The following is a 25416-nucleotide window of genomic DNA, read 5'->3' as shown; positions in this document are numbered from 1 at the left end:
TTTTGTCTTCATTTTCTTTTGACTGGTAGATGAGTGAATCTTGCTTTATATGGGATGAAAATAGAAGAAAGTAAGGAAAATTTCTTGAAATTTTATGATGGTAGAGTATCCTATTAAGTGTACATAAAAAGGAGGAAGAAAATTAATGAGTGATTTATTTACAGGTTTAAAGGAAAAAGTAACTGGCCAAAACGTAAAAATCGTTTTCCCAGAAGCTTTAGATGAGCGAATTTTAAAAGCTGCTGGTCGTTTAGCGGAAGATAAAGTGTTAATTCCTGTTTTAATTGGTGACATAGAAGAAATTCAAGCAAAAGCAGACAATCTTGGTGTTTCATTAGAAAATGCAGAAATTTATGATCCAAAGAAGTATGCTCAATTTGATGCACTAGTTGCTTCTTTTGTGGAAAGACGTAAAGGAAAAGTAACGGAAGAAGATGCTCGTAAAATTCTTTTAGATGAAAACTATTTTGGAACAATGCTTGTATATGCTAACGAAGCAAATGGTCTAGTAAGTGGTGCGATTCACTCAACAGCAGATACTGTTCGTCCAGCTTTACAAATCATTAAAACAAAACAAGGTGTGAAAAAGACATCTGGTGTATTTATCATGGTTCGTGAAGAGGAGAAATATGTATTTGCAGACTGTGCAATCAATATTACTCCAGACAGCCAAGATCTTGCAGAAATCGCTGTGGAAAGTGCGAAAACAGCAAGAATGTTTGACATTGATCCACGTGTTGCAATGTTAAGCTTCTCTACAAAAGGCTCTGCAAAATCACCAGAAACGGAAAAAGTAGAAGGTGCATTAGCAGAAGCTAAATTAAGAGATCCGTTATTAGTAATCGACGGTGAATTCCAATTTGATGCTGCATTTGTTCCATCTGTAGCAAAACAAAAAGCTCCAGATTCTCCTATTCAAGGTGATGCAAACGTATTTGTATTCCCTAGCCTAGAAGCTGGTAACATTGGCTATAAAATTGCACAAAGACTAGGGAACTTTGAAGCAGTGGGACCAATCCTTCAAGGATTAAATGCTCCTGTAAACGATCTTTCTCGTGGATGTAACGAAGAAGATGTTTATAAATTAGCTTTAATTACAGCTGGTCAAAGCTTAACAAAATAAATTTAAAAGCAGGCGTCTCCTCAGAATGGGAGGCGTCTTTTTTGTTTATGTTATCTATCTTCATCTTACTCCCACATGTACAAGAAGCTTAATGAAAATTCTAAGTTATACAAAGTATGGATAGTCGCTGTCACTGATTAAGTGGTTTTTCTATTTAGGAGATTGGAGCGAATGAACAAAGCAGATTTAAGTTTATCCCTAAGTAAGGATACGAAAAATATATCAAAAAAGAGAAGATTGCTTTTGAAATAGCTCTAAATTCGCTATAATAAATCATTGTGATGAATAAAGAGGGCTAAATCTTTTTAAAATAGAATAGATAGTTGGTAAAACAGAAGGAGCTAAGTGATGGTTGGCAGTACTAGTTTATTAAAACAAGAAAAATGGAGAATTATTGATCAGTCCACAACAGGTTTACATGTATCCGCGCTCACATCTTTTGGTATGGATGATACCTTATGTTCTTCCGTGGGAAGCGGGATGGCACCAGCCACGGCCAGAACATGGGTCCATGATCGGACAATTGTATTAGGAATTCAAGATACGAGATTACCACATTTGAAAGAGGCATTAACTTTTTTAAAGGAGCAGGGATACCACTATATTGTTCGTAATTCAGGTGGTCTAGCTGTTGTATTAGATAAGGATGTGTTAAATATATCGCTTATTCTCCCAGAGCAGGAGAAACGAATTGATATTAACAGTGGCTATGATACTATGTTCGAATTGATTAAATATATGTTCCGTGATTATGGAAAAACAATTGAAGCAAAAGAGATTGTTGGTTCGTATTGTCCGGGCAGCTATGACTTAAGTATTGATGGAAAAAAATTCGCTGGAATTTCCCAGAGACGCTTAAGAAGCGGAGTTGCTGTGCAAATTTATCTTTGCGTAAATGGAAGTGGACAGGATAGAGCAGGGATTATCAAACAATTTTATTCTACTGGTCTACAAGGAGAGACGACAAAGTTTGAGTATCCTGAAATAAACCCTGAAGTAATGGCATCCTTAGCAGAATTGTTAGGAGTTTCTTTAACGGTTGATCAAGTTATGACCAAATTGTTACTCGCTTTAAAGGATCATGCAGAATTTTTATTTGCAGATCAATTACAAGGAGAAGAACTTTCGCTATTTGAATCTTATTATGATCGGGTCGTGGAAAGAAACGATAAAATCATGCAGCCATTTCGCTAAAACCAAAAAGAGGATAAGGAAGGGGACTTCAAGTAGAGAAAATCCCTTTTCTTATCCTCTATTTATAATCGAGAAATGTGCTGCCAACTATTAATACTCTCTCTTTTTAATAAATGTGGACCGCTGCAGTAGCTTTGGGTGATGGGCTAGCCTTTCCCTACGATAAGTCAACATCGACTCACTAGCGTTCGCCGTGTATCCTTTATCTCAGTCGAAGCCCTTCGACGTATAGGATGTACTAGTGTCGACGTCGCCACAGGACGTGGCGATCTTAGTCGACCAGTTTGTACGCTGATAAGCAAGGCGCCTCCGCTTTTTAGTTACTCTGCGACTTTTTCGAGGTTTCCGTTTCGGTCCATTTTAAATTTGGTTGGGCGCTCGTCTTCTTCTAGTAGGACGAGTTTTCTGGCTCTGTTCATAATTTTCATCAGTGTCTCGTAATCTTCTTGCATTGTTTCTGAGTTGTTTTCGATTTGATGGAGCTTGTCTTCTAATTCCTTGTTTCGACTTTTAATGGAAGACATTTCTCTTTTTAATCTTTCATTCTCGCTTTTTAGGATTTCCAACTGGATGGTAGCATTTCGGAAATTTTGTAAGTAGGAAAGAACCATGTCGAAATTTAGTGTGCCAGTTTGGCTATGCTTTACAGATGAATAGGCAGGTGCTTGTTTCGCTTCATATGCTGGTAATGGCTGTGCGTCTTCTTCTGATTGATAGTTTGCAAGCTCTTCTTCTTGTGGACTAGTAACATTTGTTTCTAATGTTTCAGTTGTAATGAATGTTTCCAACGCATCCAAATCCATAGAACCGATTTCTAAATTAGTGGATACGGTAAGTGCTTCAAAATCATCCACTGTTGGCACTGGTGGTGAATATAATAGTTTTTTCTTGCCGCCTTGATCCTTTCCTAACATCCGTTGTCGTTGCTTTCGTTGTTTTTTTGCAAGCTGAAGTGCTTTTTCATATTGATGGCGAACGACTGCGTTCCAGCGGAATCCACAGGCTGCCGAAGTTCTGTTTAGTTTATCCCCAACTTCTTCAAAGGCATTTAACTGTGTGCTCCCTTCTCGCACATGTCTTAAAACTGTTTCTGCTAATAATAGGTCATTTTCTTCTGACCATGCGTCTTGTCTAACTTTCATTGATAACTCAACTCCCAACTTAATCACGATAAATAAATATTTCTAGTCCCATCTTTTCCAGAAACTTGGATGTTTATACAAAAGAAATACAAGGATAGTAGATTTTTTTATAGAATAGAAAAAAGGGGAATTAGCGGATAAAGAGGATGAAAAAAACAGCCGGCGATAAACCGACTGTTTTTAAGATAGATAAGGTGGGAAATCTCTATACGTTTTTTTCGCTTAAAGTTCCTTCGTTTCGAATGAAGAATGCTGAAAGAAAAGCAAATATGCTAACAATAAATCCAAATAGGAAGAGATGGTGAATGCCATCCATAAAGGTTGCGCCACTATTTAGCAAAGATCCCATAATCGTTACGCCAATAGCTGTTCCCATGTTTCGGCAAAACATAAAGAAAGAGGTGGATATACCCTTTTCATGGTTTCCAACTAGTGCCTGGGCACCAATCACACCTACTGTACTTAGTAAGCCGAATGCAAGGCCTTGTACGACCATAAGAATAAATACGTACCAGAAGCCATTTGATTCATTTAATAATACTAATAATATTCCTGAAAGCAGCAATAGTGCATTTCCAATAATTAATAGAATGCGATAGCCATATTTTAATATCCATTTCCCTGCAGGAACAGACATGGCCATCCATCCAACCGATAGGCCAAGGAGAGAAACGCCACTCCATAATACAGACAGCCCTGCCTGATTTTGTAGGAATAATGGAATATAGCTCGATGTTCCAAATAAGGCCAATGTTCCAACAAATCCATTAATAAACATCCAAGTGATCGTCTTATTTTTGAAAATGGATAACGGAACAATAGGAGATGCTTGTCTTTTCTCAAAGAAATAAAAGCTAATTAACAGAAGGACACCTACTATAGCATAAAGATAAAGGTAGTTTTCAAGCACTGTAACTAGTAATAAACAAGTTATTCCGATTCCAAATAGCATTGCTCCGATGTAATCCACCTGTGCCTTTTTCGCCTGATAGACTTCTTTATATGGAATTAAAGTTAGTAGTGCAATAATGCATACTGGTAAATTGATATAAAAAATCCATCTCCAACTCATAAATTCTACAAAGAGAGAACCAAGAGTAGGGGCTAATATGGCGGATAGAGCCCACATGCCAGTAAACAATGCTTGGATTTTCCCTCGCTTCTCAATAGAAAAAAGATCCCCGGCAATGATAGCAGGAAATGGCATCATGAATCCGGCTCCCATCCCTTGCAATGCTCTAAAAATAACTAATTGAGTCATAGTGGATGAGATTCCGCATAGCAGAGAACCAATTAAAAAGACAATAATTCCAAAAGCAAACAGCTTTTTCCGTCCGAATAGATCGGAAAGTCTTCCAGCAATTGGTGATAGAATTGTGCTTGCTATCATATAAGCAGCAAAAGACCAAGCGTACAATTCCGTACCGCCAAGTTCTTCCGCAATAATTGGCATAGTTGTATTCATAATAGTCGTATCAATAGAGGCAATAAGCATTGCAAGAACAATGCTGCACATTACTAATATTCTACTTTTGTTCATTGTAAAACCTCCCTATATTCAAGAGAAAATTATAACGCATATTGATTAATTAATATAGAGAGGCAAGCTAGTTTACAAAAAATATAATGATAGTAGTAAGGGAATGATACTGTAAGGCCAGTGGATTTTCTCCACAAATTCGTCACTATTTTACAATCTTTTGCATCTTGCATTGCTAGTGGAGAAGGGGTAAAATACCATATAGTAATAAGTGAGAATGTTGTCGAATGAATTTTCGATAACGTTATTGGAGAGCAAGTATAGAAAGGGTTGTCCAAATGGCAAACGAATTTCGTGTTTGCGACGATTGTCAGGCAGTGAATTTAAAAACGTTAATACCTCGTTTAAAGCAAATTGATCCAGATGCTAAAATTGATATAGGCTGTCAATCCTATTGTGGGCCTGGTCGTAAAAAAACATTTGCTTTTGTCAATAATCGTCCACTAGCCGCATTAACAGAAGAAGAGTTAATGGATAAAGTCAATGCGAAGCTGAAAAAGTAATGGAAAGCTGTCAATACTTTAATTTTTTGTGTAAAACAACAATGAAAAAGAACAGAGCCTTAGTAAAACAGAGGAGTTTCCACTGGATAGTTATTTTATGGAGAAAGCCATGATTTTTTCCCTTTTAAAATGCCTACAACGGAACCCTCTTTTTCTATCTTTAGAATATGGAATAACTCTAATTACTAGAATGAATAAAAAATAGCCAATGAACGAAAGAGAGTGAGAAAGATGCCATATTCGACGGATAAGCTAAATGAAGAGAAAGTCTTTAAAGATCCTGTCCATCGCTACATTCATGTTCGCGACAGAGTGATATGGGACTTGATTGGAACAAAAGAATTTCAGCGACTGAGAAGAATTAAACAGCTGGGCACGACCTATCTTACCTTTCATGGTGCAGAACATAGCAGGTTTAATCACTCTCTAGGAGTATATGAAATTGTTAGAAGAATCATTGATGATGTTTTTGAAGGCCGAGAAGAATGGAACAATGACCAAAGGTTGCTTTCTTTATGTGCCGCTCTCTTACATGATTTAGGTCATGGCCCTTTTTCTCATTCTTTTGAAAAAGTGTTTGATCTTGATCATGAAGAATTTACACGCAGAATTATCTTAGGAAAAACAGAAGTCAATAAGGTTTTGACAAAAGTAGAGAAGGACTTTCCTAAAAAGGTTGCAGAAATAATTGCTAAAACCTCCAAGGAAAAACTAGTAGTTAGTTTAATTTCCAGTCAGATAGATGCAGACCGAATGGATTATCTGCTAAGAGATGCATATTTTACAGGGGTTAGCTACGGGAATTTCGATATGGAACGAATTTTGCGTGTAATGCGCCCGCGTGAAGATCAGGCTGTTATTAAAAAAAGCGGAATGCACGCGGTGGAAGACTATATTATGAGCCGTTATCAAATGTACTGGCAGGTCTATTTCCATCCAGTGACAAGAAGTGCGGAAGTAATTCTTACGAAAATTCTACATAGAGCGAAATATTTACACGAGCAATTCTACTCTTTTAAATATCACCCTATTCATTTTTACTCAATTTTTGAAGACGAAACATCGTTAGAAGACTACTTAAAATTGGATGAGGCTATTATTCTCTATTATTTTCAGATGTGGCAAGAAGAAGATGATGCCGTTTTGAAGGATCTCTGCCGCAGGTTTATGAACCGAAATCTTTTTAAATACGTGGAGTTTGATCCAGCTAAAGAGTATAAAAAGCTTCAAGAATTATCTGGTTTATTCCATAAAGTAGGGTTGGATCCGGAGTATTATTTAGTTGTCGATTCTTCGTCAGATCTTCCCTATGATTTTTATCGACCTGGAGAAGAGGAAGAGCGATTACCGATTCATCTATTGATGAAAAACGGAGAAATTAGAGAGCTTTCCAGAGAATCAGAAATTGTTGATAGTATTTCTGGAAAAAGAAGAACCGATCACAAGTTATATTTTCCTAAGGATATTTTAAAGGATGACAGTTCCAAAGGGGAAATAAAAAAACAAATTCGTCAATTGTTGGATATTCAATAGATGTATGTCTTAGGATTAAATGGAGTAGGAGATGACCCAATTTGTTAAAAGATCATGCCAAAGTAATGAAAGCAATTGCTGCTTCGGGCGAAATTATTGGAAGAAAAAAGCTGCAAAAAATGATATATATCGCAAAAAAGCTCGATTTTCCATTTCATGAAAAATATCAGTTTCATTTTTTCGGTCCCTATTCAGAAGAATTAACCTTGCGAATAGAAGAATTATGCAATATGGGTTTTTTGAATGAAGTAAAAGAGAAAAAGGGAGGATATTTCCAATATCGATATACTTTAACCGATAATGGAAAGGAATTTTTGGATCTTAATGAGGTGGAAATGCCTGATTTGTCTCCTTGTCTAGAAGATATGAATGGCCAGAATTCTCGCTTCCTCGAGCTTGTGTCAACCGTTCTTTTCTTTGATAGCCTTCCAAAGGAAGAAGTGAAGGAAAAAGTATTCACATTAAAGGCCAAGCAAAAATATACGGAAGAAGAAATAGAGATTGCATATGCGTATATTGAAAGCCTAAGAGAGAAAAGAAATCACTAAAAAAAGGTCCTGCCATGCAACGATTTGAATTGCTGGACGGGACCTTTTTGAACTCTTTTTACTGATCGCTTAGGCGTTTGCCTGCAACAGCATAATGGTTTGTAGGCATTTCTTCAATAAAGACCACTACTTTTTCCTTTGATGCGCCTGTTGTCTCCACAACTGCTTCTGTTACTTTCTCTACTAAATTTCTCTTTTGATCCTCAGTTCTACCTTCTAACATTTTTACAGTTACATATGGCATTTGTTCAAATCCTCCTTAGTTTTGATTGTAGTTTTTCATATTTCTTGGAAAAGTGCAAGTTTCTAATCAGCGTATATGCATTTAAATAGAGTCTTATGAAGAGGTAACAAAAGAAAATTTTCCTTTCCAATTTAATATCATGTATAATTTTAAAAGGAAACATTACTAGATAGAGAATATTCATTTTCCATAGAAACTGTGTATAGAGGGGAGCTAATCATTTGTTATTTTCGCAAAATTTGGCGGATTTGCCTTATATTATTATTTCCATTGTAGTAGGTTTTACCTTCCATGAATTCGCACATGCATTTGTAGCCTATAAATTTGGAGATCCCACGGCGCAAAAGCAAGGAAGATTAACGCTAAATCCAATCGCTCATATTGATCTCATAGGGGCAATTTTTATCTTAATCGCAGGATTCGGATGGGCGAAGCCAGTACCGGTTAATCGTCATTATTTTAAACGACCAAAATTAGCTGGAGTATTAGTCACTTTAGCAGGTCCTGTCAGTAACTTAATACTAGCTTTTCTTGGCTTTATCATTATTGCAATATTAATAAAGTTACAAGTACCAGCGGGAAGTAATTTTGATTTATATCCGTTTTTTGAAATTTTTGTTTATATGAACTTATTACTTTTTGCTTTTAATTTGCTTCCTTTGCCCCCTTTAGATGGTTATCGAATTATTGAAGATCTCGTTTCCTCGCGGGTAAGAGCAGCGATGTCCAAGTATGAGGTTTATGGATCTATTTTATTTATTGTATTAATTGTTACAGGTTTATCAAGCTATACGATATTCCCTTGGATTGAAGTGATACGATACTTTTTTCTATCGCTGTTTAATCAATTGTTCTTTTGATTTTGCAGAGGATAAAAGTCGGCTTTATATACACGACAAATAAAAAATCGTCAAGCTATACCAATCCGCGATCATTTATAATAAATCGCAAAAGGAGTATGAACATGGAAGAAAAAAAGAAGAAAACAATAGGCTTTAATATTATTAAAAATGACCCAACCGATGGGCATAAAGGCTTTGGAATTGGCAGTCTTAGTTTAGAAAATGTATCTCCTGTTATTATTGATGTAGAAGAGGGAGAAGCCATCGTTGATATCGGCGCCATGCATGCAAGAAGTGCAGTGGAACGTGGCATCAAATTTTTGAAAACAAAAGAAGAGGTTCCTAATGGTAAGCCTTACTGGTTAGTCTGGGTGACAATTGACCGTAAGCCTGAAGGTCCTTATTATGCTGGTGTAACAGCATGTGAAATGACTGTGGATCGTTCTATTCGCAGGGGTTATAAGTCTCTTCCAGAGCATGTGAATAAGATGGATAAAAGTATGAAAAGACATATTATGGTCGATCATATGGATGAGAAGTCTAAAAAGGTGCTGGCAGATTTTTTGAAAAAACATGATCAGCGACTATGGGATAACTCTGTAGAACAGCTGAAACAAGACTTATCCCCTTCTTAACTATTGAGAAATGAAATTTTCTCTTTAGTAAATTAATTTTTTGAAAATGTTGACAAAAGAAAAGAAAAATCGATAAACTAAAAGGGAATAAAAAATAAAAAGCCCTTTTAAAGGAGATTGTTTTATGAGTGTGAGTGTTCTTAACTAACCGTTAATTATATACGGCCTTGAATTTTGTTAAAAAACTGGGAATATACCGGTTTATTTAGCATGGGTATTTCAAGGAAGGTTAAGAATAAGCCTCATAGCAAGCAATAGATGATAAAAAGCTATGGCATATTTGTCATAGTTTTTATTTCTTTATTGCAAAGGATCTCCTAATCCGGCACTTTAAAGCGGATAGGTCTACCCCAAAAAGCTAGTGTGAGCGTTTGTTCACGCTGGCTTTTTCTATTTTTAAGGGCTATTTGAAGAAAAATAGGAGGAATTAAAATGAATCAACAGGCATTTGAAGTATTAGGTTTTTATAAAATTTTAGAAGAGATAGAATCCTATGCCAAAACAAATTTAGCGAAAAAGACAATACGAAAACTGCGGCCGCTGCAGGATAAAGGAAGAATGGAGCAGTCAATCAAGGAAATAGAAGAGGCTATGAAAATCATAGAAATATCTAGTAGTGTGCCGATTCATACACTTGATGAAATGTCTATTTATTTAAGCCAAGCAAAAAAAGGGATTTATATTCGAGCAGATCAATTTCCGTTTGTTATTTCCTTTTTGGAACATTGTACCAAGCTTAAACAATTTATGAAGGATAAGGAATATGCGGCACCAAATGTCTCGCTTTATGTTCAATCCATTCCTGATGTTAGAGAGCTTACAGAGGAAATAGCAAGATGTATTAGACATAGTAATGTGGATGATTATGCTTCTAGTGATTTAGCCTATTTAAGAAGACAGCTGTCCATCCTGACAGATCGAGTAAAAGAAAAAGCGAGTCAATTAGTGAAATCGAAAAAATATACGGGCTATCTTCAGGACAAAATTGTTTCAGAGCGTAACGGTCATTTGACCCTCTCTGTAAAAAGAGAATATCGAACGAAAATCCAAGGTAGTGTACTGGATACATCCGCATCTGGAGCGACGGTATTTATTGAGCCAATTGAACTTGCTGACATGCAAGCAGAAATCGAAACCATGAAGCTAGCAGAAGAATCTGAAGTAGAAAGAATTCTATATGAATTAACGGAGAAGCTCTTGGCTGAGGAAGAGGCCATTAATTTAGCAATAGAAACGATGCACTATTATGATGTTTTATTTGCGAAAGCAAAATATAGCCGAGTAATTGCTGCAAAGCCGCCTTTCTTATCAGAAGATTATACGATTTATTTAAAAGAGGCTCGTCATCCAATGCTTGGAGACAAAGCAGTTCCTTTAACTATTTCATTTGGAGAAGAGCATCGTGCCCTTGTTATTACAGGACCAAATACAGGTGGGAAAACAGTCACATTAAAAACAATTGGTTTATTAACAATGATGGCTCAATCTGGCTTATTAATTCCAGCGAAAGCAGGGAGTAAAATCGCCATTTTTCAACATATATTTGTGGATATAGGCGACGGACAAAGTATTGAACAAAATTTAAGTACATTTAGCTCCAGATTAGTAAATATAATTGATATCTTAAGAACAACCAATGACCGATCCCTTGTATTGCTTGATGAGCTAGGATCAGGGACCGATCCCGGAGAAGGTATGGCTCTTGCTATTGTCATTTTAGAACAACTTTATCAAAAAGGAGCAACCTTATTTGCGACCACTCACTATAGCGAGATGAAAGAATTTGCAGATCAAACAGAAGGCTTTTTAAATGGAACAATGGAATTTGATATCAATACATTGCGACCAACATATAAACTATTACTGGGACAAAGCGGAAGAAGCCAGGCATTTGAAATTGCAAGTAAATTAGGCCTGCACCCTAAGCTCATTGAAAAGGCGCACCAGATAACGTATAAAACATTTCGGAATTTCCATCATGAACAGAATTTAAAGGAGCTGGATTTTCAGCAGCAAATTGTAATCAATAAATACGCGCGAAAGGCAGTAGAGAAAAAAACGACTAATACCCTTCCATCCCGGGAGCCTATTTTTGAGAGAGGAGATAATGTGATTCTTACAGAGACGGATGAAATGGGAATTGTTTATCAAGGTCCTGATGTACAAGGAAGATATATAGTGCAGGTTCGACAGGAAAAAAGAACCGTGAACCAAAAACGATTAAAGCTCTATATAAAAGGAACAGAGCTATATCCGCAAGATTATGATTTCGATATTATTTTTAAATCGAAAGAATATCGGAAAATAAACAAGCAGCAAAAAAGAAAGCATATAGAAGATGTATGGCTTGAGGAGGAATAGGTGATAGAACCGTTGTCTGAGTCCTTTGGGGAGAGGAAGTAAGGGGAAAGGGAGTAGAGGGGAGCTTTACCCTGTTGCACCTAAACAAAAAAGCATACTACACTCAAAAGAGCTGGTAGTATGCTTTATCAAGTTCCTTCTACCACGGTAAAATTCGTTTATACCATGGTACTTTTTCTTTTGCTTTGTCCTTATTTGCTGGTTTTTCCTTAGAGTCTTCTTTTGGTAAATCAGCACAAAATTCTGTTGGTACAGTATCTTTAGTAAAGTACATCATTCTTTTTGTATCACATGCAGCTGATGCGAGTTTGCCGCTCTTAGGATCGATATAAACGCCAACAGTACCTTTAGTTGGTGTAAATCCTTTGATCGGCTCTTTTTTTAAACTATGTTCCATAAACTGAACCCAAACTTTCTTTGCATATGTTTTATCGGCTGCTAACGTTATAGGCTCTCCCTGATCATAGCCTGTCCAAACAGCGGATACTAGCTGTGGAGTATAACCAATCATCCAACTGTCTGATTCAGTGGAGCCAGATTTTCCTGCATAAATTCTTGTGATGTCGTCTTTAATAGTACTTCCTGTTACAGAGGCATAGCCATTAAGAGTAGGGTCAAACATGCCTGTCATCATTTGATTCATCACAAACGTTAAATCCGTATCTAAAATCTTTTCTGGTTTTGTCTTATGTTCATAGAGAATCTGCCCATCATTTGTCTCAATTTTTGTAATGAAAACAGGAGATACCCTATTTCCTCCGTTGGCAAATATACTATAGGCATTTGCCATATCAATCACACGAACATTAGACGTTCCAAGAGCGAGAGATGGAACCTCTTGTAAATCGGTTGTAATGCCGAATTTCTTGCCTGTTTTTACCAATGTATCTTGCCCTAAAAAAAGATGGGTTTTAACCGCATAAACATTATCAGAGACAGCTAGTGCCTGTGCCATGGTAATATTTCCATCGGCATATTGATTGTTAAAATTATGCGGGGTATATGGATCTCTCCCATCATCAAAGCGAAAGGTTGTTTGTTCGCTGCTCATCATCGTAGCCGGTGTAAATCCATGTTCAAGAGCTGCATAATACAATAAAGGCTTGATCGTCGAACCAGGTTGCCGAGTTGCTTGAATTGCTCTGTTAAATGGACTTTCTTCATAATCTTTTCCACCTACCATTGCCTTAACGTGGCCTGTAGCTGGATCCATGGCAACGAAGCCAATTTGTATATTACTATCCTTATTTATCGTCTGGTTAATCGTTTCCTCTGCTATTTTTTGCTGCTCTGTATTCAAGGTTGTATACACTCTTAATCCACCTAATTGAATCGTTTTATCATCTAAATGAAGCTGGTTTTTTAGAATGCTTTTTACAGTATCTTGAAAATAAGGAGCTGTTTCGACACTAGCATTTGGAAATTTTCCTACTAACGACAGTTTTTCCGTTAAAGCTAACTGCTTATCCTCTTCTGTTATATATCCATTTTCAATTAAGGAATTTAGGATGATGCCCTGTCTTTTTTTCGCATTCTCCATCGATGAAAAAGGAGAATATATACTAGGTCCCTTCGGAATACCAGCAAGCATGGTTGCCTCTCCTAATGTTAGTTCGGAGGCCTTTTTTCCAAAGTAGTATTGGCTTGCAGCCTCTGCTCCATATGCTCCATGACCATAATAAATGGTATTGATATAGCCTTCTAGAATTTCATCCTTTGTATAGAATATTTCTAATCGAAGTGTATAAAATGCCTCTGCAATTTTTCGCTTCCACGTCTTTTCATGCTCTAAAAATAAGTTTCGAGCATATTGCTGGGTTATTGTGCTCGCGCCTTGAACTTTTGCCATTGCTCTTATGTCGGCTAAAATAGCACCGCCAATTCGTTTATAGTCAAAGCCGTGATGAGAATAAAAGTTTTTATCTTCAATAGAAACAGTAGAGTCTACTAAATAGGGACTAACATCATCAATGGATACCCAATACCTTTTCTGTCCATTGCTGCTTTCGCCAATAATGCTGCCATCATCTGAATAGTAGATTGTTGACTGAGAAACAGCTAGCGGTGGAGGACCTAGTGTACGAGCATATACATATATACCGATAAAAATCATGCTTGCGGTTATCATGAAAAGAAGTCCTAATATAATCAATAGACGTAAATATTTCCCAGAGTTTTTAAGTTTATTTACAATGACTTCCAAAACATGACACCTCCTAAGTAGAACCTTCTTTGTTCTTTTATCGCATTAATGAAAGATAAATAGATAAAACTAGTATGTGGTAAAGATTGGCGTTTTAAACATTTTTATCATGGAATATAAAAAAAAATCTTTGCTTTTATACGAATATCCACTATACTTTTTTCGTGTTTGTTATTTGTTTGATTGGGAAGTATAAAAAGAAGATTGTACTCACAAGAAATGAAGAAACTAGGAATGTTTAGCATATAAGAAACTTTATACCAATCAAATGAATGGAGGATATGTCAATGGGAATTTGGTTTACAGAGAAGCAGACCGACGATTTTGGAATCACTATGAAAATCAAGCGTACATTACATACAGAACAAACACCGTTTCAAAAGTTAGATATGGTAGAAACAGAAGAATGGGGAAATATGCTATTATTGGACGATATGGTGATGACTTCTGTTAGAGATGAGTTTGTTTACCACGAAATGGTAGCACATATTCCACTGTTTACACATCCCAATCCTGAGTATGTTCTAGTTGTTGGCGGTGGGGACGGCGGGGTTATTCGAGAAGTTTTAAAGCATCCTAGTGTCAAAAAAGCGACGCTTGTTGATATTGATGGTAAAGTAATTGAATATAGTAAGAAGTTTCTACCAGAGATAGCAGGTAAGCTGGATGATCCAAGAGTAGATGTACAAGTAGGCGATGGGTTTATGCATATTGCCAAAAGCGAGAAGAAATACGATGTTATTATGGTTGATTCCACAGAACCAGTGGGTCCAGCTGTTAATCTGTTTACAAAGGGCTTTTATGCAGGAATAGCGAAAGCATTAAAGGACGATGGACTTTTTGTTGCTCAAAGTGACAATCCTTGGTTTAAAGGAGAGCTCATTCGTTCCGTGCAAAGAGATGTAAAGGAAATATTCCCGATAACCAGATTATATATCGCCAATATTCCGACGTATCCAAGTGGCATGTGGGCATTTACAATTGGATCTAAACAGTATGATCCATTAAATGTTCCAGAAAGTCGCTTCCATTCGATAGAGACAAAGTATTATACGAAAGAGTTACACAAAGCAGCCTTCATCTTACCAAAGTTTGTTCAAGATCTCTGTGACGGGGATAACAGCAAATCAAGGGAATGATTGGACTGTCTTTGAATAAAAAGGAGAGATGACTAATGCGTTTTGACGAATCGTATTCAGGAAATGTATTTATTAAAAGTTTTCCAAATTATGAAGAAAGCCAAGTAGTATTGTATGGTATGCCAATGGACTGGACCGTTAGCTTCCGTCCTGGCTCCCGTTTTGGCCCAGCAAGAATTCGAGAGGTTTCTGTTGGGTTAGAAGAATACAGCCCTTATTTGGATAGAGAGCTTGAGGAAGTAAAATATTTTGACGCAGGGGATATTCCTTTACCATTTGGAAATCCACAACGCAGCTTAGATATGATTGAAGAATTTGTGGACAAAGTATTAGGTGATAATAAATTTCCGCTTGGAATGGGAGGAGAGCATTTAGTATCGTGGGGCGTGTTCCAAGCAATGTATAAAAAATATCCGGATTTAGCTATCATACATATGGATGCCCATACAGATCTTCGCGATGAATATGAAGGAGAGCCATTGTCTCATTCCACGCCGATCAAAAAAGTAGCCAATTTAATTGGTCCCAAAAATGTATATTCATTTGGGATTCGTTCTGGAATGAAAGAAGAGTTCCAGTGGGCGAAAGAAGTAGGGATGCATATTTCTAAGTTTGAGGTGCTAGAGCCATTAAAAGAAATCTTGCCAACACTTGCAGGCAGACCTGTATATGTAACCATAGATATTGATGTCTTAGATCCAGCGCATGCCCCTGGAACAGGTACGGTGGATGCAGGAGGAATTACTTCAAAAGAATTATTAGCATCCATTCATGAAATAGCGCGCTCTAATGTTCAGGTAGTTGGAGCGGATTTAGTTGAAGTAGCGCCAATTTACGATCCATCTGAGCAAACAGCGAATACAGCAAGTAAATTAATCCGTGAAATGATTTTAGGGTTTGTAAAATAATATAATTTTAATAAGCTGGGACATAGTTTCCAGCTAGAAATAAAGTCAAACAATTGTACGAAAGATTTCATATGGTTGTTTGACTTTATTATTAGACATTTTAAATTCAACCATTAACTTTAGAAAATGACTAGGAAAATATTGTAGCTTTGTAATGTGGTTATTAAGAAACTGAAATAGTGTTCTGCTAGACTATATATGGAGCATTTGGCGTATGCTTGTCCATGAAAAGGAGGGCATCATATTACATAGGGAGAAGGATGAAAATGGGGAAAAGGATTTTTGTTCTACTAGTAGGGGTAATGGTTTTATTTGCGGGCTTTCATTCAGTAAATACGGTACAAGCTGCTAGTAAAAAAACGAAATATGTGACAGCAAGCACTCTTAATATAAGAAGTGGTCCAGGTACTTCTTATAAAGTAGTGATAACCGTTAAGAAAAATCAGGCTGTAACAGTAACCCAAACAAAAGGGTCTTGGGATAAAGTGACAGTTGGAAAGAAAACAGGCTGGGCTTCTAACAAATATTTAACGACAAAAAAGCCAGCAGCAAAGGCAACGACATCTACAAAAACGATGTATGTTACAGCAAGTACGTTAAATGTGAGAAGTGGTACAGGAACCAACTATAAAGTAGTTGCGACAGTCAAAAAAAATCAATCTTTAAAAGTATCACAAACAAAGGGATCTTGGAGCAAGGTAACGGTGGGCAGCAAAACAGGCTGGGCATCAAGTAAATACCTAACAACCAAAAAACCCGCAGAACCAAAAAATTTAGCAGCTGGCCTAAAAACAGTAGGAAAGAATAAACAATTGATTCTTGTTACTTCAAATGGCTATAATATATCCTCTGCTGAGATTCGCACTTTTGAAAAAAATAAAAAGGGTGAATGGATTCCGGTTTTAACGACAACTGGACATATTGGGAAATATGGCTTTACTTCAAATATGAGTGAAGGCGGAAAAAAATCACCCATTGGGAAGTTTACGATCGGAACAGCGTTTGGTACACAAAAAAATCCTGGGACAAAATTACCTTATCGAAAGATAACCAATGATGATGTTTGGGTAGATGATCCGAAATCTAAGCTATATAACACATGGCAGTCGAAAAAGGTAACAAAAGGTCAATGGAAAAGTGCCGAAAATATGAATGTGCCGGCATACAAATATGGATTTGTTATTGACTACAATACAAAGCGAGTTCCTAATAAAGGAAGCGCAATTTTCTTCCATATTGCAAATAGTTATACGCTAGGCTGTACAGCAACTTCAGAAGCAAACGTTGTGAAGGTTTTAAAATGGCTGGATCCATCTAAAAATCCTGTGATTATCCAAACACCAATCAAGGAACTAAGCAACTATTAAAGCGAAAACCTGCAGATTGTACTGTAGGTTTTTTACATATAGGGTTATGTCAAGAGAGAATATCTTCGTTCTTTTGCGAACCATCTTGCACTTCCCCTTTAAAAAATTTATACTTATAAAGTTACACAGTAAATGAAAAGGAAGTGTTGTCGTTGTCTCAACCATCAGGGCAACAAGTGCCTGTAAAATTACACGTTACAACACATATATATAACGGGAAAAATAAAGAAAGTATTGAGTGGATTGGGTTTGGTCAATACTTAGAAAAAGATACTAGTAAATATATAAAATATGAAGAAATCATAGAAGAAGGTACCATCAAAACAATTATTAAAATCACAGAAAAGGAAGGATTAATCCTTCGAAGTGGAGCAGTCAAAATGCGCCTTCCTTTTCTTATTAATAAACAAAAGGTCGGCAGCTACGAAAGTCCTTACGGTGTATTTCAGCTAGTTACCGATACAAAGAGACTGGCGCTAGAAGTGGAACAGCAAGCAACCACAGGTTCATTAGATATTTTATATGATTTAAAGATGCAAGGAAGCAATAATGGAACCTATCATATGACTATTTCATTTAAGGAGGAGACAGAGTAAAAATGAATATTGTAGATCAAATAAAGGACAAGCTAAAGGAAGAAATTAAACAAAGTGTCATAAAAGCTGGATTAGCAGCAGAAGAACAAATTCCCGAAGTAATATTGGAGTTGCCAAAGGATAAAGCCCATGGTGATTATTCTACAAATATGGCGATGCAATTAGCGAGAGTTGCCAAAAAAGCGCCAAGAATGATTGCAGAGGCGATTATTGAGAATTTCGATCAAACGAAAGCTTCTATTAAAAAAGTTGAAATAGCAGGTCCTGGTTTTATTAATTTTTATATGGATAACAGCTATCTAACGGATTTAATTCCAACTATCCTTAAAGCAGGAGAGCAATATGGACAAACTACAGTTGGAAATAATGAAAAAGTACAAGTGGAGTTTGTTTCAGCTAACCCAACTGGCGACCTTCACTTAGGTCATGCGCGTGGGGCGGCTGTAGGAGATTCTCTTTGCAATATCTTAGATAAAGCTGGCTATGATGTTTCAAGAGAATACTATATTAATGATGCTGGTAACCAAATTAATAACTTAGCATTATCGGTAGAAGCGCGTTATTTCCAAGCATTAGGGATGGAAAAAGAAATGCCGCAAGATGGCTATCATGGAGAAGACATTATCGGAATCGGGAAAAAGCTAGCAGAGGAATATGGGGATAAGTATGTCCATGTTTCAGAACAGGAACGTTTTGACTTCTTCCGTGAATACGGTCTGAAGTATGAAATGGCTAAATTAAAACAAGATTTAGAAGATTTCCGTGTGAAATTTGATGTGTGGTTCTCCGAAACATCTCTTTATCAAAATGGAAAGATTGATATAGCGTTAAACAAATTAAAGGAAAATGGCTATATTTTTGAACAGGATGGAGCGACATGGTTACGTTCTACTGATTTTGAAGATGATAAAGACCGTGTGCTTATTAAAAATGACGGCTCTTTTACGTACTTATTGCCAGACATCGCATATCATAAGGATAAATTAGATAGAGGCTTTGAAAAGCTTATTAATATTTGGGGTGCAGACCATCATGGTTACATTCCTCGTATGAAAGCTGCAATCCAAGCATTAGGATATAACAAAGAAGCATTAGAAGTGGAAATTATTCAGCTTGTTCACTTATATAAAAATGGCGAAAAAATGAAGATGAGTAAGCGTACAGGGAAAGCTGTAACAATGAGAGACTTAGTAGAAGAAGTAGGGCTAGATGCAACTCGTTATTTCTTCGCCATGAGAAGTGCGGATACGCATTTAGATTTTGACTTAGATCTCGCTGTATCCCAATCGAATGAAAACCCAGTATATTATGCACAATATGCCCATGCTCGTATTTCAAGTATCTTGAGACAAGGAAAGGAACAAGGAATAGAGCTGACCGATGAGCTGAATGCTGCACTAATTACGGCGGAAAAGGAATTTGACTTATTAAAGAAATTAGGAGAGTTCCCGCAGGCAGTAGGAGAAGCAGCATTAAAGAGAATGCCGCACCGTATTACGAATTATATTTACGATTTGGCATCAACTTTCCATAGCTTCTATAACGCTGAAAAAGTTTTAGATGCAGATAACTTAGAAAGAACAAAAGCACGTTTAGCATTAATCCAAGCAACGCAAATCACATTAAGAAATGCCTTGGCGCTTATTGGCGTATCTGCACCAGAAAAAATGTAATAAATCAAAAGGAGGAAAGCGAAAATAGATGCTTTCCTCCTTTTAATAGGTTATTTCTTCAACATTGCAAGGTATTCGATTTTTTTCTTTTGGTATTAAAAAAGGTAAGGAGAAGAGATTTAACATTTTCCTATTCCTATAATACTCTTCAGTATTTGTAAGATCATATAAGAAATAAATAACGAGATGATGAAATTGAGTATTATATTAGCATTGCTGGCAGCTTCGATCATCATCAGCATTTTTATTTGGCTTTATACCGCGCGAAGCATTACAACCCACGTCCAGATAGGGCGTGGGGTTAATGATTTCTATATAAGGGTATTTTCACTCGCACTTCTCCGCCGCCCTCTATCGTGTTTCCAAGAGTCAGTTCTCCATTATGGAGATTCACAGCATTTTTTGCGAAGGTCAACCCCATTCCATAATGACCTTTAGACTGACGGGCCTTGTCATCCATGTAAAAAAGTTCTGTTGCTTTTTTTAGCCCGCTTTCCGAAAATCCATTTCCTGTGTCTTTTACCAAAAAGTAAAGAGTATCAGAATCGCATTCCGCATGCACCGAGACAGTCCCATCTTCTGGTGTATAATCAACCGCGTTTGTTAAAATATTCAATAACGCTCTATGTAACAGCTGCCAGTCAATTTCCGCCTCTTTCTTGAGATTTTCTTTTTTAAATGAAATAGTTATTTTCTTATTCCCTTTATAGGCGGATATATCTTTCTGCAGAGTTTCTGTCAGCTTATCTATAAAGGCTTTCTCCAAATGAATAGTTAAGGAATCCTCCGTTCTTGAAAGATAAATAAGCTGAGAAATATATTGTTCAATTTGATTTCCTGCTCCAAGAATATACTTTGTATACTCAGCTTGTTCTTCGTTTTGAATAGATAAGCTGAGTAATTCAGCATTTCCTTTAATAATGGTAATCGGGATTTTGATATCATGTGCCAAAGCACCAATTTGCTCTTTCTTATTTTTTTCTAACCGCCACTGGGCCTCGAGTGATGACCGAAGAGCATCTCTCATTTCAATTAAGGAGTCAATTACATCATCAAATTCCTTAATATGTGTAAATTCGGGGGTGAACTGCAAATTTTGCTCTTTTATATATCGAGTAATTACATTCAGTGTTTCAAAATGTTTTCTTAATCTATTAGCAAAGTACGTTGTTATAATAGAAATGTCTATAATGAGCAAGATTATCAAAATACTGATACTCGTTAATTCATAATTAGGAAGGTATTTTCTTAATAAAGGTGAGCTGAAATCTGCCCGTAATGAATATTGCAAAATACAATACTCATTTTTTCTTTCTATAATCAAATATCCTTTTTGTTTATAATTGACATACGGTTTTTTTTCAAGCTTCTTTTTTACCAGGTTCAGATCTGTTTCTTTAATAGTTCCAGCTGTTTTTTGTTTTGTTTCTTTATCTAGGAGGGCAAATGACATCGTATCAGGAATCACATCAGCAGTTACTTTATCTACATGTTCCAGCTTCGGCGCAAGTTTCTCTGCTTCTTGTTCATTATAATTTGCTGGATGTGAGAAGCCCATATTCATAGCGATGGTATTCATAAATAAATAGAGCAGAGCAAGTACAATCAAACTAATACATAACGCAGCTATATACTTTATCAGTTCTCTAAGAAGTGTTTTTTGGCCATTAAAATTTATTCCCATTTGTACCCGAATCCCCATACCGTTTTGATAGGGTCTGCATTATGCTCTTTACATTTTCTGCGAATCGTTCTGATAAACTCAGTAATTGTTGAATACAAGGCATTCCCCTCAAGTCCATATATCTCCTCGTAAATTTGTTCTCTTGAAAAAGTTCTCCCTTTATGTTGAGCTAAAAATTCAAATATTTTATATTCATTTTTTGTTAAGTTAAGTTTTTGATTATTGATAAATACTTCTTTACTATCAAAATGAAATAAAAAACCAGAGATGACTCTTTTCGATTGATGTTTGTCTCTCCGTTCCCTTCTTAAGTGAGCATTAACTCTAGCACTAAGCTCTCTAACGCCGAACGGCTTTGTAATATAATCATCTCCGCCAGTAATGAGGCCTTTGATTATCGCTTCCTCTTCAGTTTTAGCCGTGAGGAATAATATGGGACAATCCACCAAAGGCCGTATCTGTTTACATAGCTCAAAACCGTCAATGTCCGGCATCATAACATCAAGCAAAATTAAATCATATCCTTGAAATAAATCAGGCGGCTGGCCTTTAACACGATCTAAAGTGTCGACTTTATGCTGATCACGGCGCAAAATATTTTGTATCAGTGCAAGAATATCTTTTTCATCATCGACAGCAAGGATTTTTGCCATTTTCCATCCCCCTCATGCTATTCAAACGTTTTTCTGCCTTCCCATCTGCTAAACCATATTAGACTGGCAATAATTATACATACTGTACCAAAAACAACAATAAATACCGCTGAATTTATTTCATGCATTAATAAAGAATAATTCCCTTTTTCTATAAAATGGAGAACCCCATTTAAACCTGATAATCTAATACTCCAAGCCCAAGGGTTATATTTCCATATCGCATCTCCTAATCCAGTATTCATGAGAGCTGTCAAAAGCAGGCCCGCTCCGCCTATCAGAACAGAAGCACCCATTCCAAACATACAGCTGATAAAAAAATAAATAACATATAGAACGACACTGCCCGCAACCAGCCAGGCAGCACCTGTTATAAAAATATCATAAGGCAAATCCGGCACATTTAAAATAAATGTTAATCCCATTATATAAAGGAAAAGCGCTATGCCAATTGAGCAAAGTTCCATGAGAAGAAGCATTAACATTTTACTGGCATAAGCAATAATTTTCGGAGATGTGCCTCCCAGCAACACTTGGAATTTTCCAGCCTGTTCTTCTAAAGATGCGGTCATGCCGCATAAAACCCCTATGAGCAGCGGTAATGCAATAGCAATAGCTTCCATAAAAGATTTATACAAATGAAATTGGCTTTGGTCTCTTCCATAAAAATACAGGATTAACACACCTGAACAAACTATAGGGATAATGAAATGCAGCCACATAAAGGAGGTGTGCCTGTTTTTTTGAAAATCAGCTTGTAAACACCTCAAAAGCAGTCCCACTTTACATCGCCCCCTGCTTTTTTCTTCTGTAATCAATGGAAGGAGCAAATGAACGGCTGGTTAAAAACGCTATTAACAAAAATAATAGTACAGAAATCAATATAGCGGGAGGGACGACCATCCAACTCAACAAAGGATTATTTTTTTCAAGCAACAGACCGTTAGGGTGAATACCTATTGTTGGACACATCATTCGGATTGGCCAGCTCCACGGAATAAACCACCAAAAAGAGCGAGATGCCGGCATTATTCCCAAAACAAATGTTCCTATGAGATTTAACATTACTGCTATTGTAAGACCCCACTTTTTGGCAACAAATAAACAAAGTGGAATTTGCCAAAGGCTTGTTACCCAAAGCAATAAACTTGCGGCAACTGTAGAAAGCGTAACAATGGCAAAATCAGCTAAAACGAATCCCATAAGTAACATAAACACTAAAAATACAATTTGAGATAATAACGAATAAACCATAATAATGACAATCTTAGAATACCATAATCTCCCCAAATCAATAGGCAATGAATATGTGCCATTATAATTAGAGGCTTTTTTTTCTTTTTGATGAGATAACGAGCAAAGTAAAGCAATCATCACTGGCATAAAAATAATAGACCACCAGTTAAAAGTACCGGAAACAAAAAATTGAATGTTCATTAAAAAAGAAAAACCTATATTAAGGAGCGGTACAAAGATAATCATTTTTCTAGAAAAAGTCCGTTTAAACTTCAGGTTTTCGGCCTTCATATAATTTATCATCTTTTTACACCCTCTTTTTCACGGCTTGCCTTTACAACTTCCATAAACAAATGCTCTAAATCATCAGTCTTATTTATTTCGCCCTGGTATCCAAGGTGACCGCCGATGATAATCCCAATATGATCTGCTATTTGCTCTACTTCTGAAAGGATATGACTAGATAAAATCACGGTTATTCCTTCTTGAGGAAAAGAGCGGATAAGGTCTCGGAGCTCCTGAATACCGATTGGATCTAGCCCGTTCGTAGGCTCATCAAGAATTAATAATTTAGGATGATTTAATAAAGCAATAGCAATCCCCAGCCGCTGCCTCATCCCCATAGAAAACTGGCCTGCTCTTTTCTCACCAGTATGCTGCATATCTACAGTCTTTAGCACACTGTGTATACGCTCTTCAGATAGGCCCAGCAGCGTGGCATGTACTTTTACATTTTCAAATGCTGTTAAATTATCGTAAATGGGCGGAGCTTCTATTAAAGATCCAATATTTTGCAAATCAGAACGATCCCATTTATGTCCGTCGAAGAAAACCTCACCAGAAGTCTTCCGTAAAATTCCTGTCAATATTTTAAGTGTTGTCGATTTCCCAGCTCCATTTGGTCCAAGCAGACCATAAATGCTGTTTTTTTGAACAGTTAGTGAAACATCTGAAACAGCTGTTTCCTTGCCAAACTTTTTTGTAAGACTTTTGGTTTCTAATAGGACTGCACTCATTTCACACTCTCCCTTATTCCTTTTCATTCTTAATCAAAACCGCCCGATAATACTCGTGATTAAACTCAACGATGATTTCATCTTTGGCATCGACGTCTTCGTTTGCACTGTAAACCTTCCCATATCGTAAAGGTTTTTTCTCTCTGATATCATCAGGGTCAAGAGAGATATACGGTTCTTTCAGTTCTTCTTCCGACCATCTCTTTCCGTCGCTATCTACAAAGAAAGTTTTGCCTATTGCCCCTATGACTTTTCCTTTTGTGTCTTCATCAACTTTATCTTTCAGCTGATAAAGTTTTTCGTTGTAGACCACTTGAGCGAATTTTCCCTTAGCAATCAAACTCTCCATTGTTTCAGCTGTTTCGTTTTCGTTACCCTCAGTAAAATGCATTGTTTTTTTTGTTTCTTCAATGGTTTTATCTTTAAACTTTGTTAATGATTGACATGCAGATAACATAAGTAAAACAATAAAACAGCATGAAATGTTTATACATCTTCTTAAAAACATATACACCACCTCAATCTTATGACTTTTCCCCCTGTGCGTGTCTATGTGGGATGTTGATTATTCTAGAATACTTTTATCAAAATTTAATCAAGATACATTTCTAACTGGAAACTCAAAACATTTGGGCTACTGGCAATACGATCGACTTGTCCAAATAAAAAGGGGGATAGATGAGATTCAAATATATTTTCTTTCTCAAAATTTTTGTGTCTTGATCAATAAAGGTTTTTTAATATCCCAATACTTGTTCAATAAATAATCTTTAAGGTTATACAATTTTAATTCTTTAAAAGAAAAATTATGTGGAGTATATAAATGATATCCAAGATTTTCTTTCTGCACTGCCTGTTTCCAAAGTATAAAAAATTCCTGCTGTCCAATTTTCAAGAAATAAAATAGAGAAATGACTGGAATCACCAATAAGGATAGTTTAGACTTTGGATTCCATGACATAAAAAACGTAATTAAAAGTATAGAAAATAGATTATTCAAGAACGGAAGGGGAGGAAAGTGCCGGTAGAAAGAAATAGATTAGACGTGATTACGTCTTGCAGTATTATGGTCAAAAACGATTATTTCCTTAATCAGCTTGCGCTGGAAATCGGAGTCTTACCCGCCGCATTGAGCCGCTTGCTAAATGGAGAAAGTGAAGTGTATTCAGGCTGCGGCTGATCACCACAGACCCTTTTTCTTAAAAATTAATTAAACCCCGAACAATTATACGAATATTTTTTTTAGTGTGTACGTATAATTATTCGGGGTTATATT

General features: G+C 36.5%; 23 protein-coding genes and 1 pseudogene. 14 read left to right on the top strand and 10 right to left on the bottom strand.

Annotated features, from left to right (window positions below; genetic code table 11):
* Positions 1-145: 145 nt before the first annotated feature.
* Together pta and NSQ92_RS20965 are read left to right on the top strand one after the other, a co-directional pair.
* Positions 146-1123: a phosphate acetyltransferase gene (gene pta, locus NSQ92_RS20970; protein ID WP_047940793.1), complete on the top strand. Its 978-nt coding sequence runs from the start codon at positions 146-148 to the stop codon at positions 1121-1123.
* Positions 1124-1471: 348 nt separating this feature from the next.
* Positions 1472-2317, top strand: coding sequence for a lipoate--protein ligase family protein (locus NSQ92_RS20965; protein WP_328282822.1), 846 nt, complete (start codon positions 1472-1474; stop codon positions 2315-2317).
* Positions 2318-2637: 320 nt separating this feature from the next.
* Here the strand turns inward: NSQ92_RS20965 and NSQ92_RS20960 are convergent, their stop codons facing one another.
* Complete coding sequence (locus NSQ92_RS20960; RefSeq protein ID WP_341133407.1) at positions 2638-3459, bottom strand: RsfA family transcriptional regulator; 822 nt, start codon at positions 3457-3459, stop codon at positions 2638-2640.
* A 205-nt stretch (positions 3460-3664) separates the two neighbouring features.
* Positions 3665-4999: an MFS transporter gene (locus NSQ92_RS20955; protein ID WP_061796898.1), complete on the bottom strand. Its 1335-nt coding sequence runs from the start codon at positions 4997-4999 to the stop codon at positions 3665-3667.
* A 278-nt stretch (positions 5000-5277) separates the two neighbouring features.
* Between NSQ92_RS20955 and NSQ92_RS20950 the strand changes: the two genes are divergently transcribed.
* The 3 genes from NSQ92_RS20950 (at position 5278) to NSQ92_RS20940 (ending at position 7583) form a co-directional block, all read left to right on the top strand.
* On the top strand, positions 5278-5502 hold the full coding sequence (locus tag NSQ92_RS20950; RefSeq protein ID WP_047940789.1) for a DUF1450 domain-containing protein: 225 nt from the start codon (positions 5278-5280) through the stop codon (positions 5500-5502).
* Positions 5503-5733: 231 nt separating this feature from the next.
* Positions 5734-7035 carry an HD domain-containing protein gene (locus tag NSQ92_RS20945; protein WP_047940788.1) on the top strand — a complete coding sequence of 434 codons (1302 nt, stop codon included), beginning with the start codon at positions 5734-5736 and terminating at the stop codon, positions 7033-7035.
* Positions 7036-7076: 41 nt separating this feature from the next.
* A complete protein-coding gene (locus NSQ92_RS20940) occupies positions 7077-7583 on the top strand; it encodes a YwgA family protein (RefSeq protein WP_047940787.1) in 507 nt (168 codons plus the stop codon).
* A gap of 58 nt (positions 7584-7641) precedes the next feature.
* Here the strand turns inward: NSQ92_RS20940 and NSQ92_RS20935 are convergent, their stop codons facing one another.
* Positions 7642-7827 (bottom strand): 2-hydroxymuconate tautomerase, encoded by a 186-nt coding sequence (locus tag NSQ92_RS20935; RefSeq protein WP_031540077.1) that lies wholly within the window; start codon positions 7825-7827, stop codon positions 7642-7644.
* Between the two features lie 221 nt (positions 7828-8048).
* Here NSQ92_RS20935 and NSQ92_RS20930 point away from each other — a divergent pair, with 221 nt between their 5' ends.
* The 3 genes from NSQ92_RS20930 to NSQ92_RS20920 all read left to right on the top strand — a co-directional run bounded on the left by NSQ92_RS20930 (position 8049) and on the right by NSQ92_RS20920 (position 11665).
* Positions 8049-8687, top strand: coding sequence for a site-2 protease family protein (locus NSQ92_RS20930; protein ID WP_047940786.1), 639 nt, complete (start codon positions 8049-8051; stop codon positions 8685-8687).
* 104 nt (positions 8688-8791) lie between these two features.
* Positions 8792-9304 (top strand): YwhD family protein, encoded by a 513-nt coding sequence (locus NSQ92_RS20925; RefSeq protein ID WP_047940785.1) that lies wholly within the window; start codon positions 8792-8794, stop codon positions 9302-9304.
* A 432-nt stretch (positions 9305-9736) separates the two neighbouring features.
* Entirely contained in the window at positions 9737-11665 is a 1929-nt protein-coding gene (locus NSQ92_RS20920; protein ID WP_095258229.1) for an endonuclease MutS2, read from the top strand.
* Positions 11666-11804: 139 nt separating this feature from the next.
* Here the strand turns inward: NSQ92_RS20920 and NSQ92_RS20915 are convergent, their stop codons facing one another.
* On the bottom strand, positions 11805-13868 hold the full coding sequence (locus tag NSQ92_RS20915; RefSeq protein WP_047940783.1) for a transglycosylase domain-containing protein: 2064 nt from the start codon (positions 13866-13868) through the stop codon (positions 11805-11807).
* A gap of 287 nt (positions 13869-14155) precedes the next feature.
* Between NSQ92_RS20915 and speE the strand changes: the two genes are divergently transcribed.
* From speE to argS, 5 genes are all read left to right on the top strand, one after another.
* Positions 14156-15007 (top strand): spermidine synthase, encoded by an 852-nt coding sequence (speE, locus tag NSQ92_RS20910; RefSeq protein WP_047940782.1) that lies wholly within the window; start codon positions 14156-14158, stop codon positions 15005-15007.
* A gap of 35 nt (positions 15008-15042) precedes the next feature.
* Positions 15043-15915, top strand: a complete 873-nt coding sequence (gene speB / locus NSQ92_RS20905) for an agmatinase (RefSeq protein ID WP_047940781.1) — start codon at positions 15043-15045, stop codon at positions 15913-15915.
* 266 nt (positions 15916-16181) lie between these two features.
* A complete protein-coding gene (locus tag NSQ92_RS20900) occupies positions 16182-17282 on the top strand; it encodes an SH3 domain-containing protein (RefSeq protein ID WP_047940780.1) in 1101 nt (366 codons plus the stop codon).
* 152 nt (positions 17283-17434) lie between these two features.
* Positions 17435-17878 carry a DUF1934 domain-containing protein gene (locus tag NSQ92_RS20895; RefSeq protein ID WP_047940779.1) on the top strand — a complete coding sequence of 148 codons (444 nt, stop codon included), beginning with the start codon at positions 17435-17437 and terminating at the stop codon, positions 17876-17878.
* 2 nt (positions 17879-17880) lie between these two features.
* Positions 17881-19551 carry an arginine--tRNA ligase gene (argS, locus tag NSQ92_RS20890; protein ID WP_047940778.1) on the top strand — a complete coding sequence of 557 codons (1671 nt, stop codon included), beginning with the start codon at positions 17881-17883 and terminating at the stop codon, positions 19549-19551.
* A 301-nt stretch (positions 19552-19852) separates the two neighbouring features.
* Here argS and NSQ92_RS20885 read toward each other — a convergent pair whose 3' ends face one another.
* From NSQ92_RS20885 to NSQ92_RS20860, 6 genes are read right to left on the bottom strand one after another with little or no spacing between them, the layout of a single operon-like run.
* On the bottom strand, positions 19853-21235 hold the full coding sequence (locus tag NSQ92_RS20885) for a HAMP domain-containing histidine kinase (RefSeq protein ID WP_047940777.1): 1383 nt from the start codon (positions 21233-21235) through the stop codon (positions 19853-19855).
* Positions 21226-21888 carry a response regulator transcription factor gene (locus NSQ92_RS20880; RefSeq protein WP_047940776.1) on the bottom strand — a complete coding sequence of 221 codons (663 nt, stop codon included), beginning with the start codon at positions 21886-21888 and terminating at the stop codon, positions 21226-21228. Before NSQ92_RS20880 ends, NSQ92_RS20885 begins: the two co-directional genes overlap by 10 nt.
* A 17-nt stretch (positions 21889-21905) precedes the next feature.
* Positions 21906-22670 (bottom strand): lantibiotic immunity ABC transporter MutG family permease subunit, encoded by a 765-nt coding sequence (locus NSQ92_RS20875; RefSeq protein WP_047940775.1) that lies wholly within the window; start codon positions 22668-22670, stop codon positions 21906-21908.
* Position 22671: 1 nt separating this feature from the next.
* Entirely contained in the window at positions 22672-23427 is a 756-nt protein-coding gene (locus NSQ92_RS20870) for a lantibiotic immunity ABC transporter MutE/EpiE family permease subunit (protein WP_047940774.1), read from the bottom strand.
* Positions 23424-24140 (bottom strand): lantibiotic protection ABC transporter ATP-binding protein, encoded by a 717-nt coding sequence (locus tag NSQ92_RS20865; protein ID WP_047940773.1) that lies wholly within the window; start codon positions 24138-24140, stop codon positions 23424-23426. The genes NSQ92_RS20870 and NSQ92_RS20865 overlap by 4 nt, the downstream gene beginning before the upstream one ends.
* Positions 24141-24153: 13 nt before the next feature.
* Positions 24154-24648, bottom strand: coding sequence for a NisI/SpaI family lantibiotic immunity lipoprotein (locus NSQ92_RS20860; protein ID WP_047940772.1), 495 nt, complete (start codon positions 24646-24648; stop codon positions 24154-24156).
* 530 nt (positions 24649-25178) lie between these two features.
* On the opposite strand from NSQ92_RS20860, the pseudogene NSQ92_RS20855 reads away from it, so the two are divergent.
* Positions 25179-25293: pseudogene (locus NSQ92_RS20855) on the top strand (transcriptional regulator); the annotation flags it as partial.
* Positions 25294-25416: the final 123 nt, after the last annotated feature.

Origin of the sequence: Niallia sp. FSL M8-0099, from assembly GCF_038006945.1 — a bacterium.
Taxonomy (GTDB): Bacteria; Bacillota; Bacilli; order Bacillales; family Cytobacillaceae; genus Niallia; species Niallia circulans.
This window is presented reverse-complemented; position numbering and strand designations above follow the sequence as displayed.

Excerpts from the sequence above, each read along its gene's own strand:
- pta (WP_047940793.1), top strand. The coding sequence starts at position 146 with ATGAGTGATTTATTTACAGGTTTAAAGGAAAAAGTAACTGGCCAAAAC.
- NSQ92_RS20965 (WP_328282822.1), top strand. The coding sequence starts at position 1,472 with ATGGTTGGCAGTACTAGTTTATTAAAACAAGAAAAATGGAGAATTATT.
- NSQ92_RS20960 (WP_341133407.1), bottom strand. The coding sequence starts at position 3,459 with ATGAAAGTTAGACAAGACGCATGGTCAGAAGAAAATGACCTATTATTA.
- NSQ92_RS20935 (WP_031540077.1), bottom strand. The coding sequence starts at position 7,827 with ATGCCATATGTAACTGTAAAAATGTTAGAAGGTAGAACTGAGGATCAA.
- NSQ92_RS20880 (WP_047940776.1), bottom strand. The coding sequence starts at position 21,888 with ATGGCAAAAATCCTTGCTGTCGATGATGAAAAAGATATTCTTGCACTG.
- speB (WP_047940781.1), top strand. The coding sequence starts at position 15,043 with ATGCGTTTTGACGAATCGTATTCAGGAAATGTATTTATTAAAAGTTTT.
- argS (WP_047940778.1), top strand. The coding sequence starts at position 17,881 with ATGAATATTGTAGATCAAATAAAGGACAAGCTAAAGGAAGAAATTAAA.
- NSQ92_RS20870 (WP_047940774.1), bottom strand. The coding sequence starts at position 23,427 with ATGATAAATTATATGAAGGCCGAAAACCTGAAGTTTAAACGGACTTTT.
- NSQ92_RS20925 (WP_047940785.1), top strand. The coding sequence starts at position 8,792 with ATGGAAGAAAAAAAGAAGAAAACAATAGGCTTTAATATTATTAAAAAT.
- NSQ92_RS20900 (WP_047940780.1), top strand. The coding sequence starts at position 16,182 with ATGGGGAAAAGGATTTTTGTTCTACTAGTAGGGGTAATGGTTTTATTT.
- speE (WP_047940782.1), top strand. The coding sequence starts at position 14,156 with ATGGGAATTTGGTTTACAGAGAAGCAGACCGACGATTTTGGAATCACT.
- NSQ92_RS20885 (WP_047940777.1), bottom strand. The coding sequence starts at position 21,235 with ATGGGAATAAATTTTAATGGCCAAAAAACACTTCTTAGAGAACTGATA.
- NSQ92_RS20865 (WP_047940773.1), bottom strand. The coding sequence starts at position 24,140 with ATGAGTGCAGTCCTATTAGAAACCAAAAGTCTTACAAAAAAGTTTGGC.
- NSQ92_RS20920 (WP_095258229.1), top strand. The coding sequence starts at position 9,737 with ATGAATCAACAGGCATTTGAAGTATTAGGTTTTTATAAAATTTTAGAA.
- NSQ92_RS20860 (WP_047940772.1), bottom strand. The coding sequence starts at position 24,648 with ATGTTTTTAAGAAGATGTATAAACATTTCATGCTGTTTTATTGTTTTA.
- NSQ92_RS20945 (WP_047940788.1), top strand. The coding sequence starts at position 5,734 with ATGCCATATTCGACGGATAAGCTAAATGAAGAGAAAGTCTTTAAAGAT.
- NSQ92_RS20955 (WP_061796898.1), bottom strand. The coding sequence starts at position 4,999 with ATGAACAAAAGTAGAATATTAGTAATGTGCAGCATTGTTCTTGCAATG.
- NSQ92_RS20950 (WP_047940789.1), top strand. The coding sequence starts at position 5,278 with ATGGCAAACGAATTTCGTGTTTGCGACGATTGTCAGGCAGTGAATTTA.